Below are 26,186 nucleotides of genomic sequence, written 5' to 3'. Positions count from 1 at the left end.
GGCTCACTCGCTGAAAGCTGGGGATCACGGCGCAGGAGGGTCACCGCACCCGCGGCCTATCGCCGCTGGCAAGGATGCGCTGCACCAACAAAAAGGGCTCCCAAAGGGAACCCAGTTTGCTTGTCATCAGTGCGGGCCTGTTCAAAACACTCCCCATGGCAGCGGCACCCGCGAAGTGCCGCCACCATGGGAAGGCCCGCAACTGCGTCAATTCAATTACATGGCGCTGAATTCGCCCGAAGGGATCTGGCCGGTGCGCACGGCTTCGGCAGCCTGGGCACGCACTGCGGCGCGGTCGGCGGTGGACTTGTAGGTCACCACACGCGAACCGGCGGGTTCGATGGAGCGGGTCTGTGCCACGGTGGCGGCTTCGGCTTGCACTTCGGCGCGCGTGCGGTTCGTCTCGAACTTGGTGGCGAACTGCGAAGCATCGGCTTCATCGGCCTGGGCACCGAAAGAAGCGAAAGCAGCCACAGCGGCGATGGAGAGGAAACGTGCGGTCGTGTTCATGATGAAAATCCTTGAAGTTAAAAAAGCGTCTCAAAAAAGCCGGGACAAAAACCATTTCTGAACCGGGTTCGGTGAGTCGCCTTGCGGGTTCGGCTCATCGATGGGTTGAACTGTACGCCTGGGGTATCCAAAGAAAAACCACCTGGTCGCGAACTAACTGTTCCAGTATTGAGAACAATCGAAAAGGAGCGCAGCTCCCCAGACCATTCTCAACAGCAAGCCGAACATCAACCCCTCGCCCTCCCATGTCCAGGCCCGCCTCAGTCGAGGGACACACTGGCGCTCTTGACGATGGCCTGCCAGCTTTTCAGGTCGTTGGCCAACAAGGTGGCCAGTTCTGCCGGCGTGGAGGCGACGGGCTCCGCACCTTGTTCTTTCAAACTCCGCACGACGGCGGGGTCTGCCAGCACTTCGTGAAGCGCCTGGTTCAGGCGGCCAAGGATCGGTGCAGGCAGCCCCTTGGGCGCAAAGACGCCGAACCAGGAGTCCACGACCATGTCTTTCAGGCCGCCCTCCCTGGCGGTGGGCAACTGAGAAAAGACAGGGGATCGCTGAGCGCCGGTGACGGCGATCGCTCGCAACTGGCCCGATTTGATGAAAGGCAGCGCGGTGGGTATGGTCGAAAACATGACCTGTGTCTGGCCCGCCATCAAATCCGTCAGCGCGGGAGCGGCGCCTTTGTAAGGCACATGGGTCATGGAAATGCCGGCCTGCTGCGACAGCATTTCCCCCGCGAGGTGAAAGATGCTGCCGGGCCCGGCCGAACCATAGTTCACCTTGCCCGGATGGGCCTTCGCATAGGCCACCAGTTCAGGCAAGGTCTTGATCGGAAGTGTCGGGTTGACGACCACCACGTTGTTGACACGCGCCACGAGCGACACCGGATCGAAGCTGTTCACGGGATTCCAGGACAGCTTTTTATACAGCGATGGATTGATCGCATTCGTTCCGTTGTAGCCCATCAGCAAGGTGTAGCCATCGGCCTTGGCGTTGGCGACTGCCGCCGCGCCGATGTTGCCGCCAGCACCGCCACGGTTGTCGACGATCACGGGTTGGCCCAGCTTCTTGCCCAAACCATCCGCCACGATGCGGCCGAGGATGTCGGTGGTCCCACCCGCCACGAAGGGCACCACGAGGGTGATGGGCTTGGTGGGGTAGTCCTGCGCACAGGCAAGTTGCGTGGCGAGCGGCAGTGCAACTGCCAGAGCGGCCTTGGCAGCCGCGGCGAGAACGAATCGGCGAGATGTAGCGGGCATGGTTGTCTCCTATGGATGTGTATGGATGTGGCGAGTCCTCGGGCCGCCAGGGGCGGCCCGTGCTCGGGTTTTCGCGAAAGTGGGAAAGGTCGCCTAGAACGACGCCTCGGCCTGCATGGACACCGCGCCGTCCGGCTGCGCAGTCCACAGCGTCAGGCCGTCGCCGCTGGGCGCCGCATTGACGGTCAGCGGGGTGCCAAGCAGGTTGGGCTGCACGCCGCGGTAGCGGAATTGCCGGAGCGGCCGTGTCCCCAGTCGTGCCGCCAGCTCCGCCAGGAGGGTGGCCTGCAGCGGTCCGTGCACGACCAGGTTGGCGTAGCCCTCGACGTTGCGGCAGTAGTCCAGGTCGTAGTGGATGCGATGGCCGTTGAAGGTGAGCGCCGAGTAGCGGAACAGCACCGTGGAGGTCGCCTCGAAAGGTTCGCTGTGGCTCGGTGCCGGCATGGCCACCGCGGCGGCGCGCGTCGTGCCAGGCGGCGTGGGTTGCTTGTAGACGATGTCGTGGTCTTCGGTGATCGCCACCGTTTGGCCATCGAGAATCTCGTGCCGCACCGTGACGAAAACCAGGTCGCCGCTGCGGCCGCGCTTGTGCTCGACCGAGGTGACGGCGGAGCGCTTGCGCACCGTGGTGCCCAGCGCCACCGGTGCGTGGAACGCGAGGCGACCGCCTGCCCACATCCGGTTCGCCAGGGGCACCGGAGGCAAGAACCCGCCCCGGGCCGGATGGCCATCGCGGCCGAGTTCGCTGGCGAGAAGCCCTTCCAGGAAATACAGCCAATGCCACAACGGCGGCAGCGGCGTGCCTTCGGCGAATTGCGCTTGCGGCAGCCCCAGCGTGGCGGCCATGAGGCGGGCATGGCGTACCGACAGCGTGTCTTCTGCGACAGACTCCCGGCCCATCCAGGTTCGAAGGAAATCCAGATCGATGGCGCTGCCATCCGAGGTGTTCAGTGTGCTCATGGAGTGATCTCGTGTCATGCGGGAAGGAATTCGGCGCGCACGGCGGCGCCGTGCTGGTCCAGACCTGGCGCGGCCGTGAAGCGCCCGCTGTCCCAGGGGGCGCGGACGGGCGGTGCGACCAGGTCGAGTTCCTTGTCGCCGACAGCCATGGGCCAAGTGCGCAGCGCGGGGTGCCGGGCCATATCGGCAACGGATCGCACCTGGCCGTAGGCGGTGTTGGCGACCTGCAACTGCTGCAAGGCCTGCGCAAGATCCAGTTCAGCGAACCTCCGGGCGATGAGTGCGTTGAGTTCCAGGCGGTTCTGCACACGCAGGTAGTTGCTGCTGAAACGTTCGTCCTGCGCCAGCGCGCCCTGCCCCAGGAAGGATTCGCAGAAGTTGCGCCATTCGCGCTCGTTCTGGATGCTGATGACCACGCTGCCACCATCGCGCGTGGCGTAGGCCCCGTAGGGGGCGATGGAGGGATGCTGCAAACCCTGGCGCGTGGGAGCGCCGGCACCGTAGATCGCGTGCACGTAAGGCACCGTCATCCAGTCGGCGGCGCCATCGAAGAGCGAGACGGAGATGCCGCAACCCTTGCCGGTGCGTGCGCGCGAGGCCAGGGCGGAGAGGATGCCGATCGTCGCATTGAGGCCGGCACCGATGTCGCAGATCGACACGCCAATGCGGCCGCACGCCTCGGGGGAGCCAGTGATGCCAGCCAGGCCGCTCTCGCATTGCACCAGCAGGTCATAGGCCTTGAGCGTGCTGGCGGGCCCCTCGGCGCCATAGCCGCTGATGTCGCAGGTGATGAGCCGGGGGTGGCGCACGCGCAGCGCGTCGCTGTCGAGCCCGGCGCGGGCCAGCGCCCCCGGAGCGAGGTTCTGCACGAAGACATCGGCCTTCGCCAGCAAGGCGTCGAGCACCGCGCGGTCATGCGGCTGCTTGAAGTCCAGCGCCACGGATTCCTTCCCGCGGTTGGTCCAGACGAAGTACGAGGCCTCGCCGTTGGCCGCACGGTCGTAGCCACGCGCGAAGTCGCCTTCGGGGCGTTCGATCTTGATGACCCGTGCGCCCATCTCGGCCAGCCTGCACGTTGCGAGCGGTGCCGCCAGGGCTTGCTCCATGGCCACGACAAGAAGACCTTCGAACGGTTTTTTTGAAGGGGCGGTCGACGCCAAGGAGGTTGAAAGCAGTTCGGTGTTCATAGGCCGAAGTTTCAAACTCTGCGTCTCTGCCAACAAGCGAGTTTTTCCAAACCCAGCCTTCGTCTTGCGCGAACGCTCTTTGTACATACTAGGCGCTACTGAAGCTCCTGTGCGGGATCAATTCATGCGCTACGACTTGATGGATCTGAGAGTGTTTCTGGCGGTGGCCGATGCACAGAATCTCTCCCGCGGCGCCGCCCGCTGTTTTCTGGCACCGTCTTCAGCCAGCCTGCGCCTCAGGGAGCTTGAGGAAGCCGTTGGGACACCACTCTTCAAACGCCATGCCCGCGGAATGGAACTCACGCCGGCTGGAGCCGTCATGCTGGAACACGCCCGCCGGTGTATTGCTCAGCTCGAACAGATGCATGCCGACCTGGCGCCATTCGCTGATGGAATTCGAGGCCACATCACCCTGTTCGCCAACAACAATGCCATCAGCAGTCACCTGCCTGGCGATCTGGCGCGATTCTTCGCGCGCCATCCATCGGTGCGCATCACCCTGGAGGAGCGGCCGAGCCTGGACATCGTGACAGCCGTCATGGCAGGGCGCGCCGATCTCGGGGTCGTGGCCGTCGAACAACCGCACTCGGAACTGCGCTACCTGCCTTACCGAGAAGACGAACTGATTTTGCTCGTGCCACGTTCCAGCCCGCTGGCGGGACGCGGCAGCATCAATTTCGGCGCGTGCCTGAGTGAGCCTTTCGTCAGCCTTCAGTCCGGCATGGCCCTGCACACATTTCTGGCCAATCACGCGGTGGCGCTGGGCGGCAAATTGGATATCCGGGTGCAGGTATCGGGCTACCGCGCCATCGCGCAGCTCGTGGCCTCCGGGGCTGGCATCGGCGTCGTGCCACGCTCGGCGCTCCAGGATGCTGACCTGCAGCACCTGGCAGTGCTTGAGATCAAGGAAACCTGGGCCATGCGCCATCTGCAGATATGCCTTCGGGAGCAGACCCTGCGCAGCCCTTTCGTTGCGCAGTTCATCGACACACTGTGCGAAGGAAACGCAAGCTCCTGATCACGGGCACCCGGCAGCCACGGGTTCATGCATGCTGGACACTGTCCAAGCGACTGCTCAATGTGCCCTGGCGGTGGCCAGCCCGGCCGCAGTTCTCATGGATGTTGCCGGAAGGCCTTGGCGCAGACACGGCGTCAGCGACCATCTGGTCCAGTTTCACGAGCAGCTCTTGCGAAGTGGTTGCGACGATGTGCCCGGCATCGGTCGGTACCAGCCCCCCCTTGCGGCGATAGAAGAGCACAACGCCCAGGCGCTCCTCAAGAATCCTCAAGCGACGGTTGGCACACATGACCGACATGTGGCACAGCGGAGACGCATGCGTCAACGAACCTGTTTGCGCGCAGGCGACCACCAGCCGCAGGGACAACAGGTCCAGCCGAGCCATGTTGGTGGAGGGCGCCGACACCTTCTTCACCGATGCGACTTCATTCGCATTGCGCGACATTCACGCCGCATCCAGGGCTGTTTCGCGGGCAGTGCGCATGCATGGCGCCTGGCGCGCGCCCCACGCCGAAAATGCGGATGGCATATCTCATGGCTCCGTTCAACGGGAAAGGGCACTCCAGGACCTCTACAGAATCAACAACGCTCGGAAGTCATTGACATTGGTATGGGTGGGCCCGGTGACGAAAAGATCCCCGAGCGCCGAGAAGTAGCCGTACGCGTCATTTCTCTCCAGGTGATCGGCCAGCGTGAGGCCAGCCCCGCGGCCACGGGCGATCGTGTCGGGCATCACGAAGGCCCCCGCGTTGTCTTCAACACCATCGATTCCATCGGTGTCGGCTGCCAGCGCCCAAACGCCTGGCTCCCCCTGAAGAGCGTGGGCTAGCCCCATGCAGAACTCTCCCGCTCTCCCACCTCGGCCACGCAGGCTGCCAGCAGGTTGGGACCTGACCGTGACCGTGGTCTCTCCGCCAGAGAGCAGCAGCAACGGGCTCGTTCTGGAGTTGCCATCGCGCAGGGCATATCTTGCCAACGCAGCATGCACTTTGCCTACCTCCCGCGACTCGCCCTCGATGTCGTCGGAGAGGATGCGCGTCTCCATGCCCAGGCGGCGCGCTTCCTCGGCGGCTGCCAGCAATGATTCGTGGGGCGTGGCAATGAGGTGCACGCTGTTCCGCGCAAAACGCTTGTCTCCCGGCTTTGGGGTTTCCAGCTTTCCCTCGGCCAGGGCTGCGTGGACCGCCTCAGGCACCGCGATGGAGTAGAGGGCCAGGATGTCGAGTGCGTCACGACAGGAGGTGGCGTCCTCCACCGTGGGGCCGCTGGCGATGACCGAAACGTCGTCGCCGGGCACGTCGCTGATCGCGAGGGTGACGACCTGCGCGGGCCAGCATGCCGCAGCCAGCTGCCCGCCCTTGAGGCGCGACAGGTGTTTGCGGACACAGTTCATCTCCCGGATGTCGGCGCCACTTTCCAGCAGCTCCTTGTTGATGCGTTGCTTGTCGGCCAGATCGAGTCCGGCGACCGGGAGGGTGAGCAGCGCCGAGCCACCACCCGATATCAGGCAGACCACGAGGTCGTCCTCGCAGAGGCCCCGGGTCATTGCATGGGTGCGCACGGCGGCGATTCGGCTTGCTTCGTCAGGTACGGGATGAGAGGCTTCCATGATCTCTATGCGTTCCGGCAATCCCTTCGGGCGCGGCGGGGTGTGGCCATATCGCGTGACCACCAGCCCGCTCATTGGCGCACCCTCGGGCCACGCCGCCTCCAACGCGTGCGCCATCGCCCCTGCTGCCTTTCCGGCTCCCAACACCAGCGTGCGGCCTTTCGGGGCAGGAGGTAGATGGGCCGCCAAGGTCTCCGACGGCTGTGCGCGCCGCACCGCCACCCTGAAGAGGCGCTCAAGAAGCGCTCGGGGGTCGGCAATCGGGTTCACGCTGCGGTCCCCACCACGTTGACGGGCTCACCACGGACAAATGCCTCCAGGTTGTCGACGAGCTGGTCTGCAAGGCCCTGGATGGCTTCCTGGGAAGCCCAGGCGACGTGCGGGGTCAGGATGAAGTTCGGCAGATCCAGGAGCGCCATGAAGGGGTGGTCGGCTGGCGGCGGCTCGGCGGAAACGACGTCGAACGCCGCTCCGGAAATCTGCCCGCCGCGCAGGGCGGCGGCCAACGCGGCCTCGTCCACCAGGCCGCCCCGTGCCGTGTTGACGATGAGCGGCTTGCGCGCCATCTTGGCGAACTCTTCGGCGCCCAGCATGTTGTGGCTCTGGGCGTTCAGCGGGCAATGGAGCGTGATGATGTCGGAACGCGCAAGGACGTCGTCGAATGGGGTGTAGAGGCTGCCCTGGCCAGAACGGCCCTTGAAGGCCGAGAAGAGCACCTTCATGCCGAGCGCGCGCCCGATGGCCGCCACCGCATTGCCAAGCACGCCGTCGCCCACGATGCCCAACGTGGAGCCGGCGAGGTCGCGCACGGGGTAGTCGAAGTAGCAGAACTGGCCTGACTGCTGCCACCGGCCAGCCTTCACCGATTCCCGGTAGGCACAGATGCTCCGCCGGAGCGCGAACATCAGCGCAAAGGTGTGCTCGGGAACTGTGTTTCCAGCGTAGTTGCGGATGTTGGTGACCGTGATGCCATGCTGGGCGCATGCCTTCAAGTCGATGTTGTCGGTTCCGGTGGCCGCCACGGCCACCAGCTTCAGCCTGGATGCCTGCTGCAGGGCCTGGGCGCCGAGCTTCACCTTGTTGGTGATGACGATGTCGGCGTCCGCGATGCGCTGCGCCACCTCGCCAGGCTGCGTGTTTTCGTAGCTCACGAGCTCATGCTCGAACAAAGGTGCGCGCAGAGTGGTGTCAGGGGACAGCGTGGAACGGTCAAGGAATGCAATCTTCATGGCGGTCCTGGCAGCGGCCAGCTTAGTAGTGGAGGCGAATAGGAATGTGGAAACGCAAAAATCAGCTGTCCCCCATTGCAGGGACAGCTGACGAGAGGGTCTACGTCGAGAGAGGCAAAGGTCTAGTCAACAACCGCCCCCGACGCCTTGACGATGGGTGCCCATCGGGCAATGTCTTCCTGAAGCAGCTGCGCAAGCCGTGTCGCCCCCCCGCTCAGCGGCTCGACGCCTGCAACCTTGAATCGCTCCAGCACATCGGGGGCGGCGACCGCGGCGGTGACCCATTGGGTCAGCTTGGATACCACGGGTGCTGGCGTGCCACGTGCCGCGAACAGGCCTACCCAGAGGTCTCCGACGTAGCCAGGAACCACTTCGCTGATGGAGGGCACGTCGGGAAGCGCGGGAGACCGCTTGGCGGAACTCACGCCCAGGGCGCGCAGCTTGCCGCTCTTGATGAACTCGATGCACGAGGGCAGGCTGGCGAAGGCCACGGGGACCTGTCCACCCATGACGTCGGTCAGCGCAGGTGCCACACCGCGGTACGGAACATGCTGCAGCGGCACGCCCGTGCTCGTGGAAAGCATGGCCCCCAGGAGGTGATTCAGCGAGCCGTTGCCCGCGGAGGCGTACTGAATCTCTTCCTTGCTGGCGCGAGCCACCTTGATGAAATCGGCCAGGTTCCTGGCGGGAAAGGATGCATTCACCACCAACACGTTGGGCACGACGCCCACGGGGGCGATGGGCTCGAAGTCCTTGACCGGGTCGAATGGCACCTTTTTATACAAGGCAGGGTTGATGGCCTGTGTGCTGCTGATGGTCAACAGCAAGGTGTAGCCATCCTTGGGCGCGCGCGCAGCGAAATCGGTGCCGATGTTCCCGCCGGCGCCGGGACGGTTGTCCACGATGATCCGCTGGTTGCTCAGCTCGCTCAGCTTCTGGGCCAGGATGCGGCCGACCGTGTCGTTGGTGCCACCGGGCGCCTGCGGCACGACGATGGTCACCGGCTTGGACGGGTATGTATCGGCAAAGGCATTCAAGCCCAGCAGGCCCATTGCGGCCAGGACGCTGAACTCGCGGCGTGTTGGATTCATGGTTGTCTCCTGTATTTCTGGTGTGGGGAACGGGGTTCCTAGAGCTGCGCGAGCAGCTCCTGGGCACGGAGGTACACGGGCTTGTCGACCATGGCTCCATCGAGCTTGATGGCTCCTTCTCCGCGGGCGAACGCCTCGTCAAAGGCATCCACCACTCGCTGGGCCCGCTGGATTTCGTCGGCGGTCGGCGTGTAGCACTCGTTGACCACATCGACGAACTTGGGGTGCACGACGACGGCCCCCCGAAACCCCAGCCCGCGGGCACGCAGCACCACGGCACTGAAGTCCTCGGGAGTACCAAGCTCGGCAATCGATGCAATGAAACCGATGGGTTGGATCCGGGCCGCACGTGCCGCGGTCAGGACGGCCATGCTGGGATAGAGCAATGCGTCGGCGGTCGGGAGTCCTCCGCAATCGAGCGAGTAGTCCTCACTGCCGAGCATCATTCCCATCACGCGGGGCGAAGACGCCGCGATGTCGTGGAGATGCCGCAAGGCCGCCGCGCTTTCAATCTGCAGGAGAAGACGCACATGCCCCGGTGGCACCGACGCCGCTGCTTCCAGGTCCGTGACCATCTGCGCGATGATCTGAACGTCGCGTGCATGCTCCACCTTCGGGAGCACGATGATGTCCAGGCCGGGCAACACCGCGGATTTCAGGTCCACGACCGCGGTGAGCCAGTCGCCGTTGATGCGCACGGCGGCCAGCTTGTTCACCGCCTTCAGACGGCCCATCGAATCCGCGAGCCGCTCACGGGCAACCGGTCGCTGGGAAGGGTGGGTTCCATCCTCGAGGTCCAGGATGACAGCGTCGCTGGACTTGGTGACGGCGCTCCGCAGCAGCTTCTCATTGGCTGCCGGAACGAAGAGGAAAGAGCGGACAGTTTTCATGGCATCAAGTCGGTTGTACGGCTGCAGCGGGACCTGCTTCGGCAGACGGCTTGGCGGCGCCAAACCAGGCGGTGTTGTCTTGGCCGAGCGCAGGCGCGCCGCGGCGAATAGGGGGGCGCTGCCCATTGATGCGGTAAGGCGCCGCATGGACGGAGACCGTCCGGCCATCTGGAGCGACCTGGTCGACCAGAAGCTGGCTTTCGGCGATATAGGGATGCTCCAGCAGGTCCGCGATGTCACAGACCGGGCCGGCAGTGATGTCCCGCACCGCGAAGAACTCCAGCGCCTCCGGCAGCGTGAGTTGGGTGATATGCCCCTGGATGAGCGCATCCAGGGCGTCTATGTTCTTCAGCCGCGCCTCATGGGAGGAAAACCGCGGGTCCTGAAGACCTTGCGGGTAGCCGATGCCTTCGAACAAGCGGGCCAGCGTGCCCTCCATGCCGGCCGACAAGGCCACCCACTTCTCGTCGCGGGTCTTGTAGACGTTGCGCGGTGCATGGGTGGGCGAACGGCTGCCCGACCGCGGCGTCGACTTGCCCGTCAGCTGGAACTCCGCTGCCTGGGGCCCGAGGATGGAGAACAGCGGTTCGAACAACGACAGGTCAACCTCCTGGACCGATGCGTTCGCATTGCCACGCTGGCCATGGAGCGCGGCGAGCGCCAGCGCGGCGCCGTAGATGCCGGCCACGGAATCGGCCATGGCGAAGGGTGGAAGCACCGGCGGCAGGTCGGCGAAGCCATTCATGGCCGCGAAGCCGCTCATGGCTTCAATCAGCGAGCCGAAACCACCCTTGCTCGCAAACTGGCCCGTCTGGCCCCAGCCGGAGATGCGAACCACCACCAGCTTCGGGTTCAAGGCATTGAGCCGGTCCTTGCCGAGTCCCATGCGCTCCAGCGTGCCAGGGCGGAAGTTCTCGACCAGGATGTCGGCATCGGCCAGGAGACCCCTCAGCCTGGCCATGTCGTCCTCGGTGCGCAGGTTGAGCTCGACGCTGTCCTTGTTGCGGCTGTACGCGAGCCAGTAGGTGCTCATGCCTTCGCGCTGCCAGGCGCGCAGCTCGTCGCCCTTGCGCGGCGGCTCCACCTTGATGACCGTGGCGCCCAGGTCTGCGAGCACGTGGGTCAGCATGTTTCCAGACACCAGGCGCGAGAGGTCGACGACTTTCACCCCCGACAGGGGTTGCGTGCCGCCACGGGCCGAAGAGTGGTTTTGTGGGTTCATCAGTAGCTCCTGGGGCAAGTCTCTGTTTTCATCTGATATCTGTAAAATACATTCGACATCTACTGGATATCGTGAAAATCAATATCAATGGAACTGCGCCAACTTCGATACCTGATTGGGGTCTGTGAGGCGGGGGGCGTGCTGGCTGCGTCCAAGACCTTGCACGTGGCGCAGCCAGCGCTGAGCCAGAGCATTTCCTCGCTGGAGGGCGAGCTGGGGGTGCAGCTGTTCGTGCGGACGAACCGGGGAATGACCCTCACGGATGCGGGCCGCACCATGCTTGAACACGCGCGGGTTGTGCTTGCCGACATCGAGCGGGCCCGCAGTGCCGTTCAGCATTCGGCACTGGACATCCAGGGTGAGATGGCCGTGGGGTTGCCGACGACCGTGGCGCTGGTGGCAACGCTGCCCATCCTGCGCGCCACCAGGACGCGGTACCCGAAGCTGAAGCTCAAGATCATCGAGAGCCACAGCGGCTTTCTGGGCGAGTGGCTGCGCGCCGGACGGCTGGACCTGTCGGTTCTGTTCGTATCCGGCAACGAGCCGGCTTTCGAGTACCGCCTGCTTCTTGAAGAACGGCTCGCGCTGGTGACCACGCCCCAGGACACACCTGCCACCAGGGAGATTTCCTTGAAGTCTCTGGCCTCCCGCCCGCTCGTGCTTCCCGCCCAGGAACACGGGTTGCGCAGGATCATCGACAGGGTGTGCGCGGAGCATGGAGTGGAGCTGGAAGTGATTGCGGAGATTGACTCGCTGCCGAACATCAAGAAGGCGGTGCAGGAAGGCATGGCCAGCACCATCCTGTCGCCGGGCGCGGTTGCCGACGAGGTGCAGGCGGGCCACCTGGCGGTCACCACCATCACCCGGCCGCACATCCCGCGCCAGGTGGCATGTGCGACCTCGATGACGCGCCCCGTGACGCCGGCGACCGCGGCCATGATTTCGCTGGTAACCGAGGAAATGCGCTCGCTGGTTGAGCAAGGGCTCTGGCCAGCGGAGTGGATTGGCGACGCGCCTGCCTAGGTGGCCAGACAGCGGCGGGGATGCCCCTTGCGCAGGTGCATCAGCGCCCCGCTGAGCTGAAGTGGTCGCGCACGAAGTCGATGCCCTTGCCGTTGTAACCTGCGCGCAGGGCCGGTCTGGCTCCAAACTCCATGTACGACTGCTCTTGGGCGCTGTACGGCTTCCAGGCACTCAAGCCCTGGCCGTTGGGGTCGCCGGTCTTTGCGAACTGCACCCAGGCATCCGCCATCGTTCTTGCGACGGTTGCATCGACGGCATTGAAGGGGCGGTTCTTCCCGCGGTGCGGTGACTGCAGGTTGTCGAAGACGAACTGCAGCTCATCCCCGTGGATGGGCATTGCCGCCGCCTCATTGCGATGGCGGGTGAACACGTAGCGGTAGCTTTTCAGGCCATGGTCCTGGTAACGCGCCAGCAGTTCCCGCGTGCCAAAGAGGTACTCCGTATCAGCGTAGAGGTCGGCCAGCGCCTGAGGAACCTTGTCGTCGCTGGCCACGGCGTACGCGGCCCAGGCTGCCTGCTCCCTGCCCTTGAAGGACTGCTGGACGAAGCCCTGGAAATCCGCCACGGTCTTGATGGACCAGTTGCGGGTGGCCCCGCCCCCTTCGTTCTCGTTGTTTCCAACAAGGATGGGGACCTTGGCGAACTTGCCGGTGGCGTACGCCTGGTAGTCGGGCGTCTTCACGGCGTAGCCATCGTTGATGATGCTCACCGGCCGTCCGGTGGCGAGAGACCGGCCAGAGGGCTGCTTCTTGAGCAATTCCACGAAGTCGGTAGCAGGGAGCTTGCGCAGCGCGCCCAGGTCGCTGCCGAAACGCAGCCCGTACAGCTCCGCATCCTTCAGCGCCATCGTCGGGCGCATCACACCCACGCTCTGCATGATCGCCTTCTGGAACGTGCCCTGGGCCATGTCCGTGGTCATGAGCGTGCTGATGGCATGGGCGCCGGCGGATTGGCCCATCACGGTCACCCTGGCCGGGTCGCCACCAAAGGCCGCGATGTTCCGCTGCACCCACTTGAGCGCGGCCGCCTGGTCCATCAGGCCGTAGTTGCCCGAGGCCCGCTGGGGCGACTCCGCAGTGAGTTGGGGGTGGGCCATGAAGCCCAGCAGGCCGAGGCGATAGTTCATTGTGACGACGACCACGCCGCGGCGGGCAAGGGCTTCGCCATCGTAGGAGGGATGGGAGCCTGCGCCGTACGCGAACCCGCCACCATGGATCCAGACGATGACCGCCAGGCGTTCATCTTTGCGCCGGGCCGGTGTCCAGACATTCAGGTTCAGGCAGTCCTCGCTCATGCCACCGCGCTGCTCAGGGTACTCCTGCGGCTGGACGCAGTAGTCGCCGAACGCGGTGCTGTCGCGCACACCGGTCCATGGGGCGGCTGGCTGCGGCGGCTTCCAGCGCAGGTCGCCGGCGGGCGCGGCGGCGTAGGGGATGCCGTAGAACTTCTTCACGTCCGTGCCGTGGCCATGGACAACGCCCGACTCGGTCCGTGCCGTGGCGAGGCCGGTGTCAGCGCCACCACCGGGGGATGCGCAGGAAATCAGGAGGCCCATGGACAGACCCGTCGTCAGTAGACGTAGTGCGAATTTCATGCCCTTGCCCCCTCACTCGGCTTTGATGTTGCCTTCGCGAACCACCTTGGCCCACGCGGCTGTTTCCTGGTCCACGAACTTGCCCAGTTCTGCGGGGCCCATGTAGGCGGCGAAGGCGCCCTGGTCTTCGATCTTTTTCTTGTAGTTGTCGCTCTCGACGATGGTCTTGATGGCTGCGGCGAGGCGGGCCGTGATGGCGGAAGGTGTCTTGGCGGGGGCGAAGACGGCGAACCAGCTTTCAACTTCGTAGCCGGGCAGCCCCGCCTCGGCAGCGGTCGGCACATTCGCAAGAGATGGATGGCGCTTGGGCCCCGCATACGCCAGGGCCTTCAACTTGCCCGCTTGCACCTGGCCAATGACGGATGGCGGCGTCGTGATGAACATGTCGACCTGGCCGCTGATGAGGTCGGTGATGACCGGACCAGCGCCCTTGTAGGGCACATGGGTCACAGGGACCTTGGACTGCTTGCCGAACATCTCGCCGGCAATGTGCTGAATCGAGCCATTGCCAGAAGATGCGTAGAACAGGCCCTTGGGATTCTTCTGGCCGTAGGCGATGAACTCCTTCAGGCTGTTGACCGGAAGGGTGGCACTGACCGCCACGACGTGCGGTGCGCGCATCACCAGCGCGATGGGCACAAAGTCAGAGGTCTTCCAGCGAATCTGCGAGAACAGCGCGGGGTTGCCCACGTGATAGCCCGAGTACTGGACCAGCAGCGTATGGCCATCGGCCGGTGCGCGGGCCGCAAACTCGGTGCCGATGTTCCCACTGCCGCCGGGCCTGTTGTCAACCACGACGGCCTGGCCAAGCGCCGTCTGCAGCTGCTCGCCAATCAGGCGGGCCACGATGTCGGTGGAACCCGCCGGGGCACTGGGCACCACGAGCGTGATGGGTTTGGAGGGGTAGGTTTCCGCGTGCGCAGCCCCGAACGCCGCGCACACCGCGATGCCCAGCAATGCATTTCTACGAATCATGTCTGTCTCCTTTTTTTGTGGAAAAAGCATCCCCATCCCGGGTGCCGTGAGGCCATCCGGGCTGAGAGAATCGGGGAAAGTGTTCGGCGGCTAGCCCGCAGGCGCCAGCTCAGAAATCTCGATGAGGTTCAAGTCGGGGTCGCGCAGGTAAATCGAGCGAATCCTGGAAGTGGCGCCCGTGCGCAGGACCGGGCCCTCGGCGATGGGAATCGAATGCTGCCGCAGGTGCTCGATGACCTGGTCGAGCGGAACCGATGCCAGGAAGCACAGGTCCAGCGCGCCGGGTACAGGCGTGTGGGCCTTGGGCTCGAATTCCCGCCCCTTCACATGCAGGTTGATTTTCTGGCTGCCGAACTTGAAGGCCCGGCGCTCCACCGGGGGCGTGCCACCGATGAAGGACTCCAGCTTCATCCCCAGTACTTCGGTGTAGAAGCGAACGCACTCTGCCTCGTTGGCAGTGGTAAGGACCAGGTGGTCAAGGTGGCTGATCATGGTGTGGACTACTTTGCAGATGCCGTGTTGCGAGCGATGGCGCGTTCCCGGATTTCATCGAATCCCGCCGGTGGCGCATGGCGCTTGAGGCGTTCACCGGCGCGGCTCACCTGGGCGGGGAGCTCGTGGCCAATCAGCCGCTCCAGCTCGTGGGCCGCCTGGATGAGACCAGGAACATCGACACCCGTGTCGTAGCCCATCCACTGCAGCATGTGGACCACGTCCTCCGTGGCCACATTGCCGGACGCACCAGGGGCATAGGGGCAGCCACCGATGCCGCCCAGCGACATGTCGAACTGGCGGATGCCAGCCTCGACCGCAGCAAGTGTGTTGCCCAGGCCCATCCCCCGCGTGTTGTGGAAGTGGCCGGTGATGTTCAGTTGGGGATAGGCCTTGGCGACTGATTCGCAGATGCCATGGACCTGGGTGGGGTATGCCATCCCCGTCGTGTCGCAAAGCGTGACGCCCGTTGCACCCAGGCCAACGAACTGACCCACCAGGTCCAGCACGGTGGCCTGCGGCACCTCTCCCTCCATGGGGCAACCGAACACGCAGGACAGCGAAATGTTCACAGGTACCTTGGCCGACACGGCAAGGGCAGCCACATCACCCAGCTGGCGCAGCGACTGTGGACGGGTCATCCTCAGGTTGGCCAGGTTGTGGGTTTCGCTGGCCGACATCACCAGGTTGAATTCGTCGACCCGGCACTCCAGGGCGCGCTCGCCGCCACGGACATTGGGAATCAACGCGGTGTACACGACACCGGGCTCGCGCCGAATGCGGTGCATGACGGCCTCGGCATCCCTGAGCGCAGGGATTGCGGTCGGCGAAGTGAACGACGTCACTTCGATCTTGGAGTACCCCAGTCCGCTCAGATGGTCCACCAACCGCACCTTGTCGTCGGTCTCTACGAACGCGGCCTCGTTCTGAAGGCCGTCGCGGGGGCCGACCTCATTGATCTTGAGCTTGATCGCCCTGCCCTCAAACATGGTGGGCCTCCTTCTCGCTGCGTGCTGGCCATCCTGCAGTTTCCGACAGGACGTGGGTGTGTTCTCCCAGCAGAGGCGCTGGATATGAAACACGTCCGGGTGTGGCGCTGAGCTTGGGAACGATGCCGGGTACCTTCACTCGCGTTCCGTCGGCGGTTTCCTGCTCGACAATCATTTCCCGGGCGATGTACTGGGGGTCGTGCACGATGTCCTCCACCGTGTAGACCTTGCCTGCAGGCACCTTGGCCTCGTCGAGCACGTTGAGCACTTCGGCCAGCGACTTGGTGAGTGTCCATGCCTCGATGGCGGCGTCGATTTCCTGAACCCGTGCGACACGGCCGTCGTTCTGGGCAAGTGCCGGTTCATGCTCCAGGTCATGCCGGCCTATGGCAGCCATGAGCCGTTTGAAGATGCTGTCGCCATTGCCCGCAATCAGCGCATAGCCACCATCAGAGCACCGATAGGCATTGGTCGGCGCGATTCCTGGCAGCGCGCTGCCCGAGCGCTCACGCACAGCGCCGAAGGCGTCGTATTCGGGCACCAGGCTCTCCATCATGTTGAAGACACTCTCATAGAGGGCGACGTCAATCACCTGGCCTTCGCCGCCCCGGGCATCACGGTGGTAGAGAGCCAGCATGACGCCGAGGGCTCCGTGCATGGCGGACAGACTGTCCCCAATGGAGATGCCGCAGCGCACCGGCACCCGCCCAGGCTCGCCCGTCAGATGGCGCAGGCCGCCCATGGCCTCGCCGAGAACGCCGAAGCCGGGCTTCTGCCTGTAGGGCCCCGTCTGCCCATACCCAGAGATGCGCAGCATGATGAGCCTGGGATTGAGCGCATGCAGCGTCTCCCAACCCAGACCCCAGGCCTCCATGGTTCCGGGCTTGAAGTTCTCGATGACCACGTCTGCCTCGGTGAGCAGCGCACGGGTTGCGTCCTGGCCTTCGGGCGTGCGAAGGTCCAGTGCGACCGACCTCTTGTTGCGGGATTGGACCTCCCACCAGACCGAGGTGCCCTCCCGGAGCAGGCGCCATTTTCGCAGCGGGTCGCCAACCCCTGGCGGCTCTACCTTGATGACATCCGCGCCGAAGTCGGCCAGAGTCTTGCCAGCAAACGGGCCCGCAATCAGCTGCCCGAGTTCCAGTACCTTGATTCCGTGGAGTGCTTGCACGTTCGCCTTATCCGTTGTCTGTGGGGCAACTGTAGGAGGATCATTGCTGTCGTGGAATTGCTCATTTATGGCACGGTATTCGCGTTTTGCGAAACCTTCCTAGAATTGACCCATGCCCACGCTCATCAACCCCGCACGCGTTGACTTCGTCACTCTCAGGCTTTTTTGCGCAGTCGCGCAGGCGGGCAGCGTTACACGGGGGGCTGAAGCCTGCAGTCTCGCGGTCTCGGCCGCGAGCCGGCGGCTATCGGACTTTGAAAACGCTTCGGGAACAAGGCTCTTCGATAGAACATCCCGTGGAGTCCAACTGACACCTGCTGGCCACTTGGCAATGCAGCATGCACTTCGGCTTTTCCAGGGGTTCGAACAGTTCAGCAGCGAGATCCGGGACTACACCAAAGGGATACGCGGCCATGTCCGCCTGTGGGCCAACATGTCCGCACTGACGGAGTTCCTGCCTGGCTGCCTCTCCACGTTCATGGCCGAGTACCCCGACATCCATGTGGAGCTCGAAGAGCAACTGAGCGGTGACATCGTCCGCGCGGTGGTCGAAGGCGTTGCGGACATTGGCATATTCGCCGAGAACACGGCGGTCGGCGACTTGAACGTGGAGCGATTCCAGCAAGACCTTCTTGTGGCCGTTTGTGCGCACAACCATCCATTGGGAAAGCGGAAGCGGGTCAGCTTCAGGGAATGCCTGAAGTACGACTTTGTGGGCCTGAATCGTGGGAGCTCTTTGCTTGAATTGACCTCGCGAGCCGCAGAGCAATACGGCGAAGTGATGCGCGTTCGCGTGCAGGTCCGCAGTTTCGACGCGATGTGCCAGATGATCAACGCGAACCTCGGGATTGGAGTCTTGCCAGTTGCTGTCTTGAGAAATACGCAACCTCATCCACTCAAGACGGTCCATTTGAGTGAGCCGTGGGCCAGGCGCAACCTTCTCCTCGGAGTGTCGCCGTCCTGTTCAGCCGCGGCGGGACTTCTGCGAGACCACCTGAGGCTGTCCGCCGCGAGTTCCTGTTGAGAACCGGCAGTGTGCGCAAACCGCGGGACGGCTCAGTGCCAGTCCACTGGCTCTTGGGAACGTCGATGCAAGGGTAGCTAGCCTAGGCGACATGGAAGTCGAGACGCCTGGCGAAGTGTTCCCGTTCAAGGCCATGGCAGCTACCGGGCCTTGTCTTCTTCAGTTTTTTGATCGTCGGACCCACGATACCGGCTGCCTGGGGCTTGCGGCCGACAGCGCATCCCAAAGGTGCCGGGCAGCCAGGCTGTGATGCCGGCTGCGTGAGCGCACCAGGCAGGCTTGCCTGCGTAGTTTCTTGTCAGCCAAAGGGGTGGCGTCGTTCACATCCAGGCTCAGCGCGGCAGCGCCGTTGAGCAGTGCAACCATGCTGTTTTCACGCGCCGCATGCACAAGATCTTCAAGCGCATCGGACTCAAGTTGGACGTTTGGCTTCAGCCCCAGCGCGGCAAAGGCGTTGTCGAGCTGGCGGCGCATTGAATACTCGGCGGGAAGCAATGCCAGAGGGTGCTTCGCGACGTCGGCGAGGCTCAGCGAGCGCCTTCTGGCCCCCAACCCGACAGCAACAGCAGACTCCTCGAAACATGCCAGGACTTCAAGATCCGCATGTGGTTCCGGGTCGAAACTGACAGCAAGATCAAGATCACCGCGCAAAACGCCTTCGATCAAGGCTTGTGCAGTCCGTCTGCGCAGCGCAATCGAAAGCTCCGGCCACTGAGCTTGCGCGGTGCGCACCACGGGGAGCACCCAGCATCCAGCGTAAGACTGCACCAGCCCGACGCGGACCAGCCCTGCCACGGTGTTCGCACGTTGGCGCGCATCGCGCAGGGCCGACTGCAGTTCCATCAGACAGGCCGAAACCCGGCGGTCAAGCTCCTGCCCAGAGACCGTCGCAATGGCGCGCCCGCTCGTACGGTCGAACAGATGCACATCGAGAGTCGATTCCAACAAGGCGATTTGCTCCGACAGGGCCGCCTGAGAGATCGAGGCATCGCGCGAAGCTGCATTGAAGCTGCGCGCACGCATCGCTGCCGCGAAGTAGCGCAACTGGCGCAAGGAGACAAGATCAAGTGGATCGCGGTCGCGTGTGCCCATCGTTATCGGATTATCCGATAGATACGACCAGAAAATGCAAATTGCGCAGACCCGCTGCACTGTCGACACTACAACACGAGATAACTCCAACCAACTGTGCACCGATGAAAAGACGCAACTTCCTTCAGTACGCTGGCGCGGCCACGGCACTTCCCGCTCTCGGCGTGACGCCCTGCGCTCACGCGCAGGCTTTTCCCTCAAAGCCGATCCGGATCGTGTGTCCCTATCCAGCAGGCGCTACTACGGATGCGGTTTCGCGCCTGATGGCGAATGCCTTGCAAACGCACAGCGGTGCCACGGTGATGGTCGACAACCGCAGTGGTGCGGGCGGGAACATCGGCACCGAGGCGGTCGCACGCGGTGAGGCCGACGGATATACGCTGCTGCTGGGTGCGCTCGGCCCGTTGGCCGCCAACCCAGCGCTGTATCCCAAGCTCAACTTCGATGCAGCAAAGGACTTCACACCGCTGGCATGGGCCGCTTCGGTGCCGTTGCTCTGGGCCGTGCACCCCACCTTTGCAGCGACGACGGTCAACGAAGCCCTCAAACTGCTGCGCAAGAGCCCCGGCAAGTACTTCTACGCGTCTGCTGGCAATGGCACACCTCAACACTTGGCGGGCGAACTGTTCAAGCAGCAGACCCGTACGTCCATCCTCCACATTCCGTACCGCGGCTCCGCCCCTGCACTCAACGATGTACTGGGAGGGACAGCTCACATGGTGTTCGAGGCCATGCCGGCCATCTTGCAGCATGTGCACAGCGGGCGCCTGAAGGCGCTTGCGGTGACGGCAGCCCAGCGCATTCCCTCCTTGCCCAATGTGCCAACGCTCAAGGAATCGGGTGTGGATGCCGAAATTGGCGGCTGGTACGGTTTCCTGGCCCCCGCTGCCACGCCGGCCGACCGCACGGACTGGTTGGTCAAACACATGGGCGCAGTGCTCGCAACCAAGACCACTCAAGACAAGCTGGCCGCACTCGGCTCGGTACCTGTCGATAGCTCCCCCCAGGCTTTCGCGCGGCTGATGGCGAGCGAGCGAACACGCTGGCAGAAGCTGATCCGCGATGTCGGCATCAAGATCGACTGAACACGGAGCCCCCCATGCCGCATATTGCCATCCAGGTTTCACCGCCGCTGCTTGCAGCGATTGAATGGGAGCCTGTATTGCGGGCTCTGCACCATGCGCTGGCGGAGCGCGGATGGGCAGTGCTCGCAGACCTGAAGTCGCGCGTGACTCCCATCGCCGCCGAGTTGTGCGGAGTAGATCCGCAAGCGCAGCAACTGATCGCGACCCTCATGCTGACCAACCCGCGCCCGCCGGATACCTGCGCCGCGATGGCCGCGATGGTGTTGGATCATCTTTCTCACGCAATCGACGCCCACCCGGCGACCATGGACTGGGTGCAATGCTGCGTGTTTCTGCGTGAGCATCCGAAGACACACTACCTCAAGCGGGAGTGGAATGGACCACTTCCAACCGCAAGACAACGACCTGATCTTGCCGAACGGCAACCAGCTTAGGAGCAGCGTCCTGCCCAACGTCCCAGACTATGTCTCCCCCGGAAAGGGATACAGGCATCGTTGCAATGCCCGCAGAGTTCCACCGGTCGCCTTTAGGCGCCGCTATCGAAGACCGCAAGCCGCACGCAGCGCGAAGGGCTACCGTGAGCGAGATCGAACGCCATGCTCGCTCCGTCCAATGCTGATCTGAGCTGAGCGGCAGTCCGTCTGCGGGATTCGAATGCCCTGGTCCAGCTTGAAGCACGCCAATCGGACCAAAGGGCTGATCCGCAGCGGCATTGGCGGATCGTCTCGATCCATCACTGCGCTCAATGGTGAATGAAAGCGCGTCGCCCGGACATATTGCTCCCGAGCCCAGCAGTTGCCCCCAAAGTTGCCCCCACTTTGTGCTGGCTTGGGGCGGATAACTATGGACGGGCCTGGAATGAAAAAAGCCCTAAGTCGTTGATTTACTTAGGGCTTTTTAACTTCTGCGGACGTCTATGGACGACTACAAAATGAATAGTGGTGGCTGGGGCGGAATCGAAAAAATCCCGGAAGGTCCCATCCATGCGCCTTCCGCGAAGTTACAAATTTTTCGGGGTACGGCCCAGGGTACGGTGCTGGAAAACAACGGAAATGATCCGTGGTTCAGTTCCAAAACTGGGGTACTCGACCTTTTCACGAGCATGAGCGAGGCGAACCTGCTCTATGCTGCCCCCATCTCTGAGTACTCCGACCACCGAAAGTACGAGCTCTCGTTGAGCCCGAATGACTGTGCACGGTGAAGCGACAGCAAATAGTCGACGGTGCAATGCGCGGAGAAGTAGTCGCCCGTTTCGGGATCGTCACTCAGTTCATCGTACAGCGGCGATTGAAAGCCGTCACTGTCAACGGCTAGGAGCAGTTGAATGTACAGTGCACCGACACGGACCGCTTGATTGAGGAAGTTCAGAACCGCGCGCCGCATTTGCTCGGTCATGTTCCACGAGTACTCTGGATTGTCCAAAATTGGGAACGTCCCATGCGCGACGTGATTGCGAAGACAGCGGATGATGTCGAGCCCGTGTGCGACATCGGCGTCATCATCCACGACTCTCTCAAGCTTCACAGACAGGCCCTGCTCGTAAATCCCCGCCAAATGGGCAAAGTTCTTCACCAGATGCGAGAAGTCAGCAGGCAGGGCAAGCCGGCTAGCATGCTCGCGTAGTACCGCACCCGCCTTCATCGACGCAGTTTTTAGCTTCTTGCCCTTGCTCGCAAGAGATGTCTCGTCAACATAAAGAGCATCGTAGGTCACTTCACAGAAACGATAAGCCTCCTCAAGCGCATTGCAGAAGAAGACAAATCTGGTCAATCGGGTTGCCAGCCCACCCCGATGTTCGGCGTCTGACTTCTGCAGGTCAAGGACTGGCTCGCAGTAAAACTGCGCTTCCTCGAACTGAGAGGTGTCCATCACTACCTCTTCGACTTGGCTCGCGGCAAGCAACCACTTTGCTATGCCAACGGTGTTTGGCTTCGCACCGGAGGTCTTGGTCTGCTTCGAACTCGGGGGAGTTCGCACGTTGTCTAGCATGTCGCAGACCCTCGACAACTCATACAAATGCAGTTCGATAGAGCGCAAACCAGCGCAGCTCGCGCACCTGAGAGGTACCTTTTGGTTATCGATTGTCATGGCAGCCCCTCCTGGGAGCTTGTCTTCTTACGTTGCTTCTGCACGCCATTGTGGAGCGGTGTCGACTGAAGCAACAAGGTCTGGTGTTTCTCGTCGGCGGTCGCCTAGCTGATGGCGCCGAAGCGGTTGGCGCAGGGCGGCGCTGCTCAACTCTTCGCAGGCGAAGATCTCGATACCAAGGCGAGCGAACCGACCAACCGCTACGCGAGGGGCTCCCAGGCGCCCCGCGGTCTACATCACATCTTCTCAGGCCCAGCGGCGACGATTGCTGCCACCTGCCGCCTGCCGCGGCCTGGCGATCGTCAAGGTCATAGACCTTCAACCCCTCTATTCGCAGCCCAGAATCAATAGAAAAAAACTAGGGCCACGTGTTCACATGTGAGAAACTAGGGTGGGACATTCTGGGGGAGTGGGCGTATGGGGAAGAGGCAGCCGATCTTCACGCACGATGAAGTCGAACTTTTTGTTTTTGAACTACAGACGAAGTTTCGCGAAGGGGTTCGCTCTCCTGATGCGCTTCTTTATGTCGTCATTACTTTAGTGGGAGTGGGGTTGGCGACGTGGGCGATCCCCGCGTACAACCGGGCTCACACCAGCCCCGAGACCCTCGGCATCTATGTAATTGGATTCCTGGTGACGGTCTTCCTAGACGCTATGTTCACTTGGAAAAGGAAGGGCGCAGAAAATAAGTACGAACAGGCGATAGCAGTGCTCTGTATGTGCTTGGCGCTCCTCCTAATCGTTCTAGCCTCCTATTTTTCGGTTAAGACTACTTCTCCACAGACACCCGAGGTCGAGTTGATTTGGAGGGCATGCGCCTACCCTGTGTTGTGGCTCTGCTTTCTCGCGTCAGTTTTGATGGCACTTGTACTCTCAGGATTTGAAGCCGGAGCCCCCCCGGTGGGTCCTCTCGACCGTCCAGTGAGTGCTGTGGAGAACAGAAATGAATAACTCTAAACCGTTCTTGTCAATTCCCGCAGTTATCGTCCGCCAGCCAGTAGGGGAGTTTTACTTATGTTCGATCCCGGCGGGAGCCCTTCGCGATATTTCGTACTCCATTCCGGCAAGTATGCGACGAGAGCAAGGAATGTTCTCAAAGATGCTGGGTAATCAGCGAGCCCGCTCCATTCCTCGAGCGAAACAGATCGGGGAGTACATCGATGAAGAAGGTTCAACCTTCCCCAACACCGTTATTCTCAGCGCAAACTTTGACGAAGACGGCAACTATGTGGAAGATCCTTTAGAGCGTTGGCATGTGTCTACCGCGGCAGATGGATGTTTGCGCTTGACGATCCCAACAAATCAGCGTCTTGCCTCAATCATCGACGGTCAGCACCGTCTCGAAGGCTTCACATATGCGGCCAAGACCGACAGGCAGCAAATGGAACTGCCATGCGCCGTCTTCGTCAACTTGCCCCGCCCCTATCAGGCAAGAATTTTTGCAACGATAAACATCAATCAAAAAAAGGTCGACAAGAGCCTTGCGTACGAGTTATTTGGATACGATCTAAACGAGTCTGACGCAAACAAATGGCCACCCGACATGCTCGGCGTCTACTTCGCCCGTGTATTGGAGGGGCAATCAGACTCCCCTTTCAGAGGCCATATCAAGCTTGCACTGCTGGATGAGGACGAAGATGCAGCGCCAATTCCAGATGGTTACCCCTGGGCTGTCTCTGTTGCTTGCATTGTTGAGGGAGTGACGAAACTTATTTCTGAGAAGCCCATCGCCGACCGTAGCGCCTTGGCTAGCGGCAAGGCAAAAACCAGGAGCGAACTTCCTTCCGATAAAGCACCTCTTCGTGATCTTTATAGGAAGCAACAAGACAAGAGCCTTCTTGCTGCTATAAGCGAGTTCTTCTCTGCTGTAGACCGCCTAATCTGGGCCACACAGTCATCATCCAGCTTCATATGGCGGACTGTCGGCGTACTGGCGCTGTTTGACGTTATGCGCGAAGGGCTCGCTGAGGGGAAGCTCGATCCGATCGACATGAAGTCTTCGGCGCAGATGTTCTTACACGGTGCCGTCGGAATCAATTTTGCGGACGATTTTTTTCACGCGTCAGGTGCTGGCCGAGTTCGGATACGAAAAGTCCTCCGCGTATTAATTGGCCTGGAGCATGCACCGGATGGTGAAGTACAAGACGTAGTGAACCGGCTAAAAGCTCGAAGGCAGCAGACAACCAAGGCCTGAACAGGCTTTGTCAGCCTTTGACGTTGATCTGTCTCGCCAACTGGAATTTGCATTGTTGTTGACTTAGTTTTGCACCTGGGTGGCGAGCCGAAGTGTTCCACGGTGGCAACGATAAGATGAGAAATGGCAAACAGTTCAGTCTAATATCAACTTGGTCCGGCGTACTTCGATCAAGCAAGACAAGTACGCTCAAGTATGCAGTAGCCAGGGCGCTAGTCGACGCAGTCAAAGAATCGACTTCCAGCAACGACGTCGTGCTGACACGCGAGGGGCTCGCCACAAGACTCGTGTGCTACTACTGGTATCAGGTGCGCCAGTTCAGATTGAAGCAAGCCGCCGCAGAAATTCAGGAGCCCAATGTAACGAGACAACTGCGCGCATTGCCTGCCTCCTATGGGCTTCGATGGGATGCAAAGACTCCTGAGGTCAAAAAGATTATTGAATTCGTTGCCGAAGAAGGATTTCGCGAAGTCATCCCGCGATTTCATACCGGGCTCGATGGTCGAATCTTCGAAATGCATGGAGCGAAGGCCCTCAGAGTGACCGAGGTGCAGCGAGGCTTCATCGCAACCTTCGAATCCTTGCTAATGCGTTCCGTTCTGGGAGGCTGGTCAGCGCAAGTCGAACAATACAATCTCACCCCTCGCGTTTACGCCAAGATTTGCTTCGACGGCCGAAGGCGAACATCTGTCTCGCGGTGGGCTGGGCACTTGCGGGCGCATGACAACTCCTGCTTCTATTGCGGCAAACGGGATCCGACCCCGGCGCATGTTGATCACGTTATTCCTTGGTCATTTCTGTTCGACGATCCCGCCTGGAACCTAGTTCTTGCGTGCGATCTATGCAATAGCAGCAAGCGGGACCGGATCCCCGCGCAGCACTTTTTACAACGCCTCTGTACGCGCAATCAAGCGCTGAGCGGTGGCGACGACTTCGAAAACAGGGTCCGTTTCTCCCTGTCCCAGCTCCCTCATCGAGGATCGGACGGGCTCGCCATCTCGCTAAATGTGCTTTGCCAGCAGGCGTACCTACAGGGCTTTGGGAGAGGCTGGCATCCATCTTCCGGCAAGGCATCACCGCGGTGTACGTCTGGCCAATCCATCCTCCAGTGAGCGCAATAGATTCGCATTCGGGCGAGCGACGCGCTGTTCTCGACATGTTCCGAGGTGCACGTTAACATCTCCTCACAAACACTAGAGGGAGCTGTGCGCTGCGGATGTCGCTGTGCGTCGCCATTTATTCGAAATTTCAGAACGAGCTGCGACTGGATCGCTTCACGAACGTGAAGGACCTGTCGCAGGCGCTCGAACGCCTGTTTGCTCGACCAAGCGGGCGCTTTGCCATCGACCTGGTACTTGATCCGTTGCCTACTGATGCGGTTGGAGACTTGCTAGAGAGCGCCGAGTGCCGAGTGTGCCTGTCGGAACGGGCACTTCCTTTGCTTTTTGAAAGCATTACGCCGGACACAGCGGAGGCCGGCACAATCT

General features: G+C 62.1%; 25 protein-coding genes. 8 read left to right on the top strand and 17 right to left on the bottom strand.

Translation table 11 applies throughout. The features are described 5' to 3' along the window. Nucleotides 1–216: 216 nt before the first annotated feature. The 4 genes from AC07OD_RS19795 to AC07OD_RS19780 form a co-directional block, all read right to left on the bottom strand. On the bottom strand, nt 217–510 hold the full coding sequence (locus AC07OD_RS19795; protein WP_369641186.1) for a DUF4148 domain-containing protein: 294 nt from the start codon (nt 508–510) through the stop codon (nt 217–219). 260 nt (nt 511–770) lie between these two features. Then, the gene (locus AC07OD_RS19790; protein ID WP_494597846.1) at nt 771–1,643 is read right to left on the bottom strand and encodes a Bug family tripartite tricarboxylate transporter substrate binding protein; all 873 of its coding nucleotides are present in this window, start codon (nt 1,641–1,643) and stop codon (nt 771–773) included. A 216-nt stretch (nt 1,644–1,859) separates the two neighbouring features. Further along, the gene (locus AC07OD_RS19785) at nt 1,860–2,726 is read right to left on the bottom strand and encodes an HTD2 family dehydratase (protein WP_494597845.1); all 867 of its coding nucleotides are present in this window, start codon (nt 2,724–2,726) and stop codon (nt 1,860–1,862) included. A 14-nt stretch (nt 2,727–2,740) separates the two neighbouring features. Beyond that, nucleotides 2,741–3,913, bottom strand: a complete 1,173-nt coding sequence (locus AC07OD_RS19780; RefSeq protein ID WP_494597844.1) for a CaiB/BaiF CoA transferase family protein — start codon at nt 3,911–3,913, stop codon at nt 2,741–2,743. Nucleotides 3,914–4,037: 124 nt separating this feature from the next. On the opposite strand from AC07OD_RS19780, the gene AC07OD_RS19775 reads away from it, so the two are divergent. Next, nucleotides 4,038–4,931 carry a LysR family transcriptional regulator gene (locus AC07OD_RS19775; protein ID WP_494597843.1) on the top strand — a complete coding sequence of 298 codons (894 nt, stop codon included), beginning with the start codon at nt 4,038–4,040 and terminating at the stop codon, nt 4,929–4,931. Nucleotides 4,932–4,956: 25 nt separating this feature from the next. On the opposite strand, the gene AC07OD_RS19770 is transcribed toward AC07OD_RS19775, so the two are convergent. The 6 genes from AC07OD_RS19770 to AC07OD_RS19745 form a co-directional block, all read right to left on the bottom strand. Continuing rightward, nucleotides 4,957–5,376: a LysR family transcriptional regulator gene (locus tag AC07OD_RS19770; protein WP_494597842.1), complete on the bottom strand. Its 420-nt coding sequence runs from the start codon at nt 5,374–5,376 to the stop codon at nt 4,957–4,959. Nucleotides 5,377–5,502: 126 nt separating this feature from the next. Continuing rightward, nucleotides 5,503–6,810, bottom strand: a complete 1,308-nt coding sequence (locus AC07OD_RS19765; protein WP_494597841.1) for a glycerate kinase type-2 family protein — start codon at nt 6,808–6,810, stop codon at nt 5,503–5,505. After that, nucleotides 6,807–7,769, bottom strand: a complete 963-nt coding sequence (locus AC07OD_RS19760) for a D-2-hydroxyacid dehydrogenase (RefSeq protein ID WP_218297368.1) — start codon at nt 7,767–7,769, stop codon at nt 6,807–6,809. The genes AC07OD_RS19765 and AC07OD_RS19760 overlap by 4 nt, the downstream gene beginning before the upstream one ends. Before the next feature lie 122 nt (nt 7,770–7,891). Next, on the bottom strand, nt 7,892–8,860 hold the full coding sequence (locus tag AC07OD_RS19755; RefSeq protein ID WP_494597840.1) for a Bug family tripartite tricarboxylate transporter substrate binding protein: 969 nt from the start codon (nt 8,858–8,860) through the stop codon (nt 7,892–7,894). Nucleotides 8,861–8,898: 38 nt separating this feature from the next. Next, on the bottom strand, nt 8,899–9,750 hold the full coding sequence (locus tag AC07OD_RS19750; protein ID WP_494597839.1) for an HpcH/HpaI aldolase/citrate lyase family protein: 852 nt from the start codon (nt 9,748–9,750) through the stop codon (nt 8,899–8,901). 4 nt (nt 9,751–9,754) lie between these two features. Continuing rightward, nucleotides 9,755–10,972 (bottom strand): CaiB/BaiF CoA transferase family protein, encoded by a 1,218-nt coding sequence (locus AC07OD_RS19745; protein ID WP_494597838.1) that lies wholly within the window; start codon nt 10,970–10,972, stop codon nt 9,755–9,757. An 87-nt stretch (nt 10,973–11,059) separates the two neighbouring features. Between AC07OD_RS19745 and AC07OD_RS19740 the strand changes: the two genes are divergently transcribed. Next, a complete protein-coding gene (locus AC07OD_RS19740; protein WP_218297372.1) occupies nt 11,060–11,995 on the top strand; it encodes a LysR family transcriptional regulator in 936 nt (311 codons plus the stop codon). 40 nt (nt 11,996–12,035) lie between these two features. On the opposite strand, the gene AC07OD_RS19735 is transcribed toward AC07OD_RS19740, so the two are convergent. The 5 genes from AC07OD_RS19735 to AC07OD_RS19715 form a co-directional block, all read right to left on the bottom strand. Beyond that, entirely contained in the window at nt 12,036–13,550 is a 1,515-nt protein-coding gene (locus AC07OD_RS19735) for a carboxylesterase/lipase family protein (protein ID WP_494597837.1), read from the bottom strand. 51 nt (nt 13,551–13,601) lie between these two features. Continuing rightward, a complete protein-coding gene (locus AC07OD_RS19730) occupies nt 13,602–14,564 on the bottom strand; it encodes a Bug family tripartite tricarboxylate transporter substrate binding protein (protein WP_218297374.1) in 963 nt (320 codons plus the stop codon). Between the two features lie 90 nt (nt 14,565–14,654). After that, the gene (locus AC07OD_RS19725; protein WP_494597836.1) at nt 14,655–15,056 is read right to left on the bottom strand and encodes a VOC family protein; all 402 of its coding nucleotides are present in this window, start codon (nt 15,054–15,056) and stop codon (nt 14,655–14,657) included. Nucleotides 15,057–15,064: 8 nt separating this feature from the next. Further along, nucleotides 15,065–16,045, bottom strand: a complete 981-nt coding sequence (locus tag AC07OD_RS19720; RefSeq protein ID WP_494597835.1) for a hydroxymethylglutaryl-CoA lyase — start codon at nt 16,043–16,045, stop codon at nt 15,065–15,067. Further along, nucleotides 16,038–17,216, bottom strand: a complete 1,179-nt coding sequence (locus AC07OD_RS19715; RefSeq protein WP_494597834.1) for a CaiB/BaiF CoA transferase family protein — start codon at nt 17,214–17,216, stop codon at nt 16,038–16,040. The genes AC07OD_RS19720 and AC07OD_RS19715 overlap by 8 nt, the downstream gene beginning before the upstream one ends. A gap of 112 nt (nt 17,217–17,328) precedes the next feature. On the opposite strand from AC07OD_RS19715, the gene AC07OD_RS19710 reads away from it, so the two are divergent. Continuing rightward, a complete protein-coding gene (locus AC07OD_RS19710) occupies nt 17,329–18,240 on the top strand; it encodes a LysR family transcriptional regulator (protein WP_369641171.1) in 912 nt (303 codons plus the stop codon). A gap of 159 nt (nt 18,241–18,399) precedes the next feature. Here AC07OD_RS19710 and AC07OD_RS19705 read toward each other — a convergent pair whose 3' ends face one another. Further along, nucleotides 18,400–19,332, bottom strand: a complete 933-nt coding sequence (locus tag AC07OD_RS19705; protein WP_492805939.1) for a LysR substrate-binding domain-containing protein — start codon at nt 19,330–19,332, stop codon at nt 18,400–18,402. A gap of 104 nt (nt 19,333–19,436) precedes the next feature. Here AC07OD_RS19705 and AC07OD_RS19700 point away from each other — a divergent pair, with 104 nt between their 5' ends. Together AC07OD_RS19700 and AC07OD_RS19695 are read left to right on the top strand one after the other, a co-directional pair. After that, a complete protein-coding gene (locus tag AC07OD_RS19700) occupies nt 19,437–20,417 on the top strand; it encodes a Bug family tripartite tricarboxylate transporter substrate binding protein (protein WP_218297380.1) in 981 nt (326 codons plus the stop codon). A 14-nt stretch (nt 20,418–20,431) separates the two neighbouring features. Beyond that, nucleotides 20,432–20,851 carry a 5-carboxymethyl-2-hydroxymuconate Delta-isomerase gene (locus tag AC07OD_RS19695; protein ID WP_218297381.1) on the top strand — a complete coding sequence of 140 codons (420 nt, stop codon included), beginning with the start codon at nt 20,432–20,434 and terminating at the stop codon, nt 20,849–20,851. Nucleotides 20,852–21,539: 688 nt separating this feature from the next. Here the strand turns inward: AC07OD_RS19695 and AC07OD_RS19690 are convergent. Then, nucleotides 21,540–22,505: a hypothetical protein gene (locus tag AC07OD_RS19690; RefSeq protein ID WP_494597833.1), complete on the bottom strand. Its 966-nt coding sequence runs from the start codon at nt 22,503–22,505 to the stop codon at nt 21,540–21,542. Between the two features lie 417 nt (nt 22,506–22,922). On the opposite strand from AC07OD_RS19690, the gene AC07OD_RS19685 reads away from it, so the two are divergent. The 3 genes from AC07OD_RS19685 (at nt 22,923) to AC07OD_RS19675 (ending at nt 25,811) form a co-directional block, all read left to right on the top strand. Further along, entirely contained in the window at nt 22,923–23,456 is a 534-nt protein-coding gene (locus tag AC07OD_RS19685) for a hypothetical protein (protein WP_494597832.1), read from the top strand. Next, nucleotides 23,449–24,699, top strand: a complete 1,251-nt coding sequence (locus tag AC07OD_RS19680; RefSeq protein WP_494597831.1) for a DGQHR domain-containing protein — start codon at nt 23,449–23,451, stop codon at nt 24,697–24,699. Before AC07OD_RS19685 ends, AC07OD_RS19680 begins: the two co-directional genes overlap by 8 nt. Nucleotides 24,700–24,953: 254 nt before the next feature. Beyond that, nucleotides 24,954–25,811 (top strand): HNH endonuclease domain-containing protein, encoded by an 858-nt coding sequence (locus tag AC07OD_RS19675; protein ID WP_494597830.1) that lies wholly within the window; start codon nt 24,954–24,956, stop codon nt 25,809–25,811. Nucleotides 25,812–26,186: the final 375 nt, after the last annotated feature.

The sequence above is a fragment of the Acidovorax sp. GW821-FHT10E03 genome (assembly GCF_059415205.1).
The sequence above is the reverse complement of the archived record's forward strand: the minus strand, read 5'-3'. Positions and strand labels throughout refer to the sequence as shown.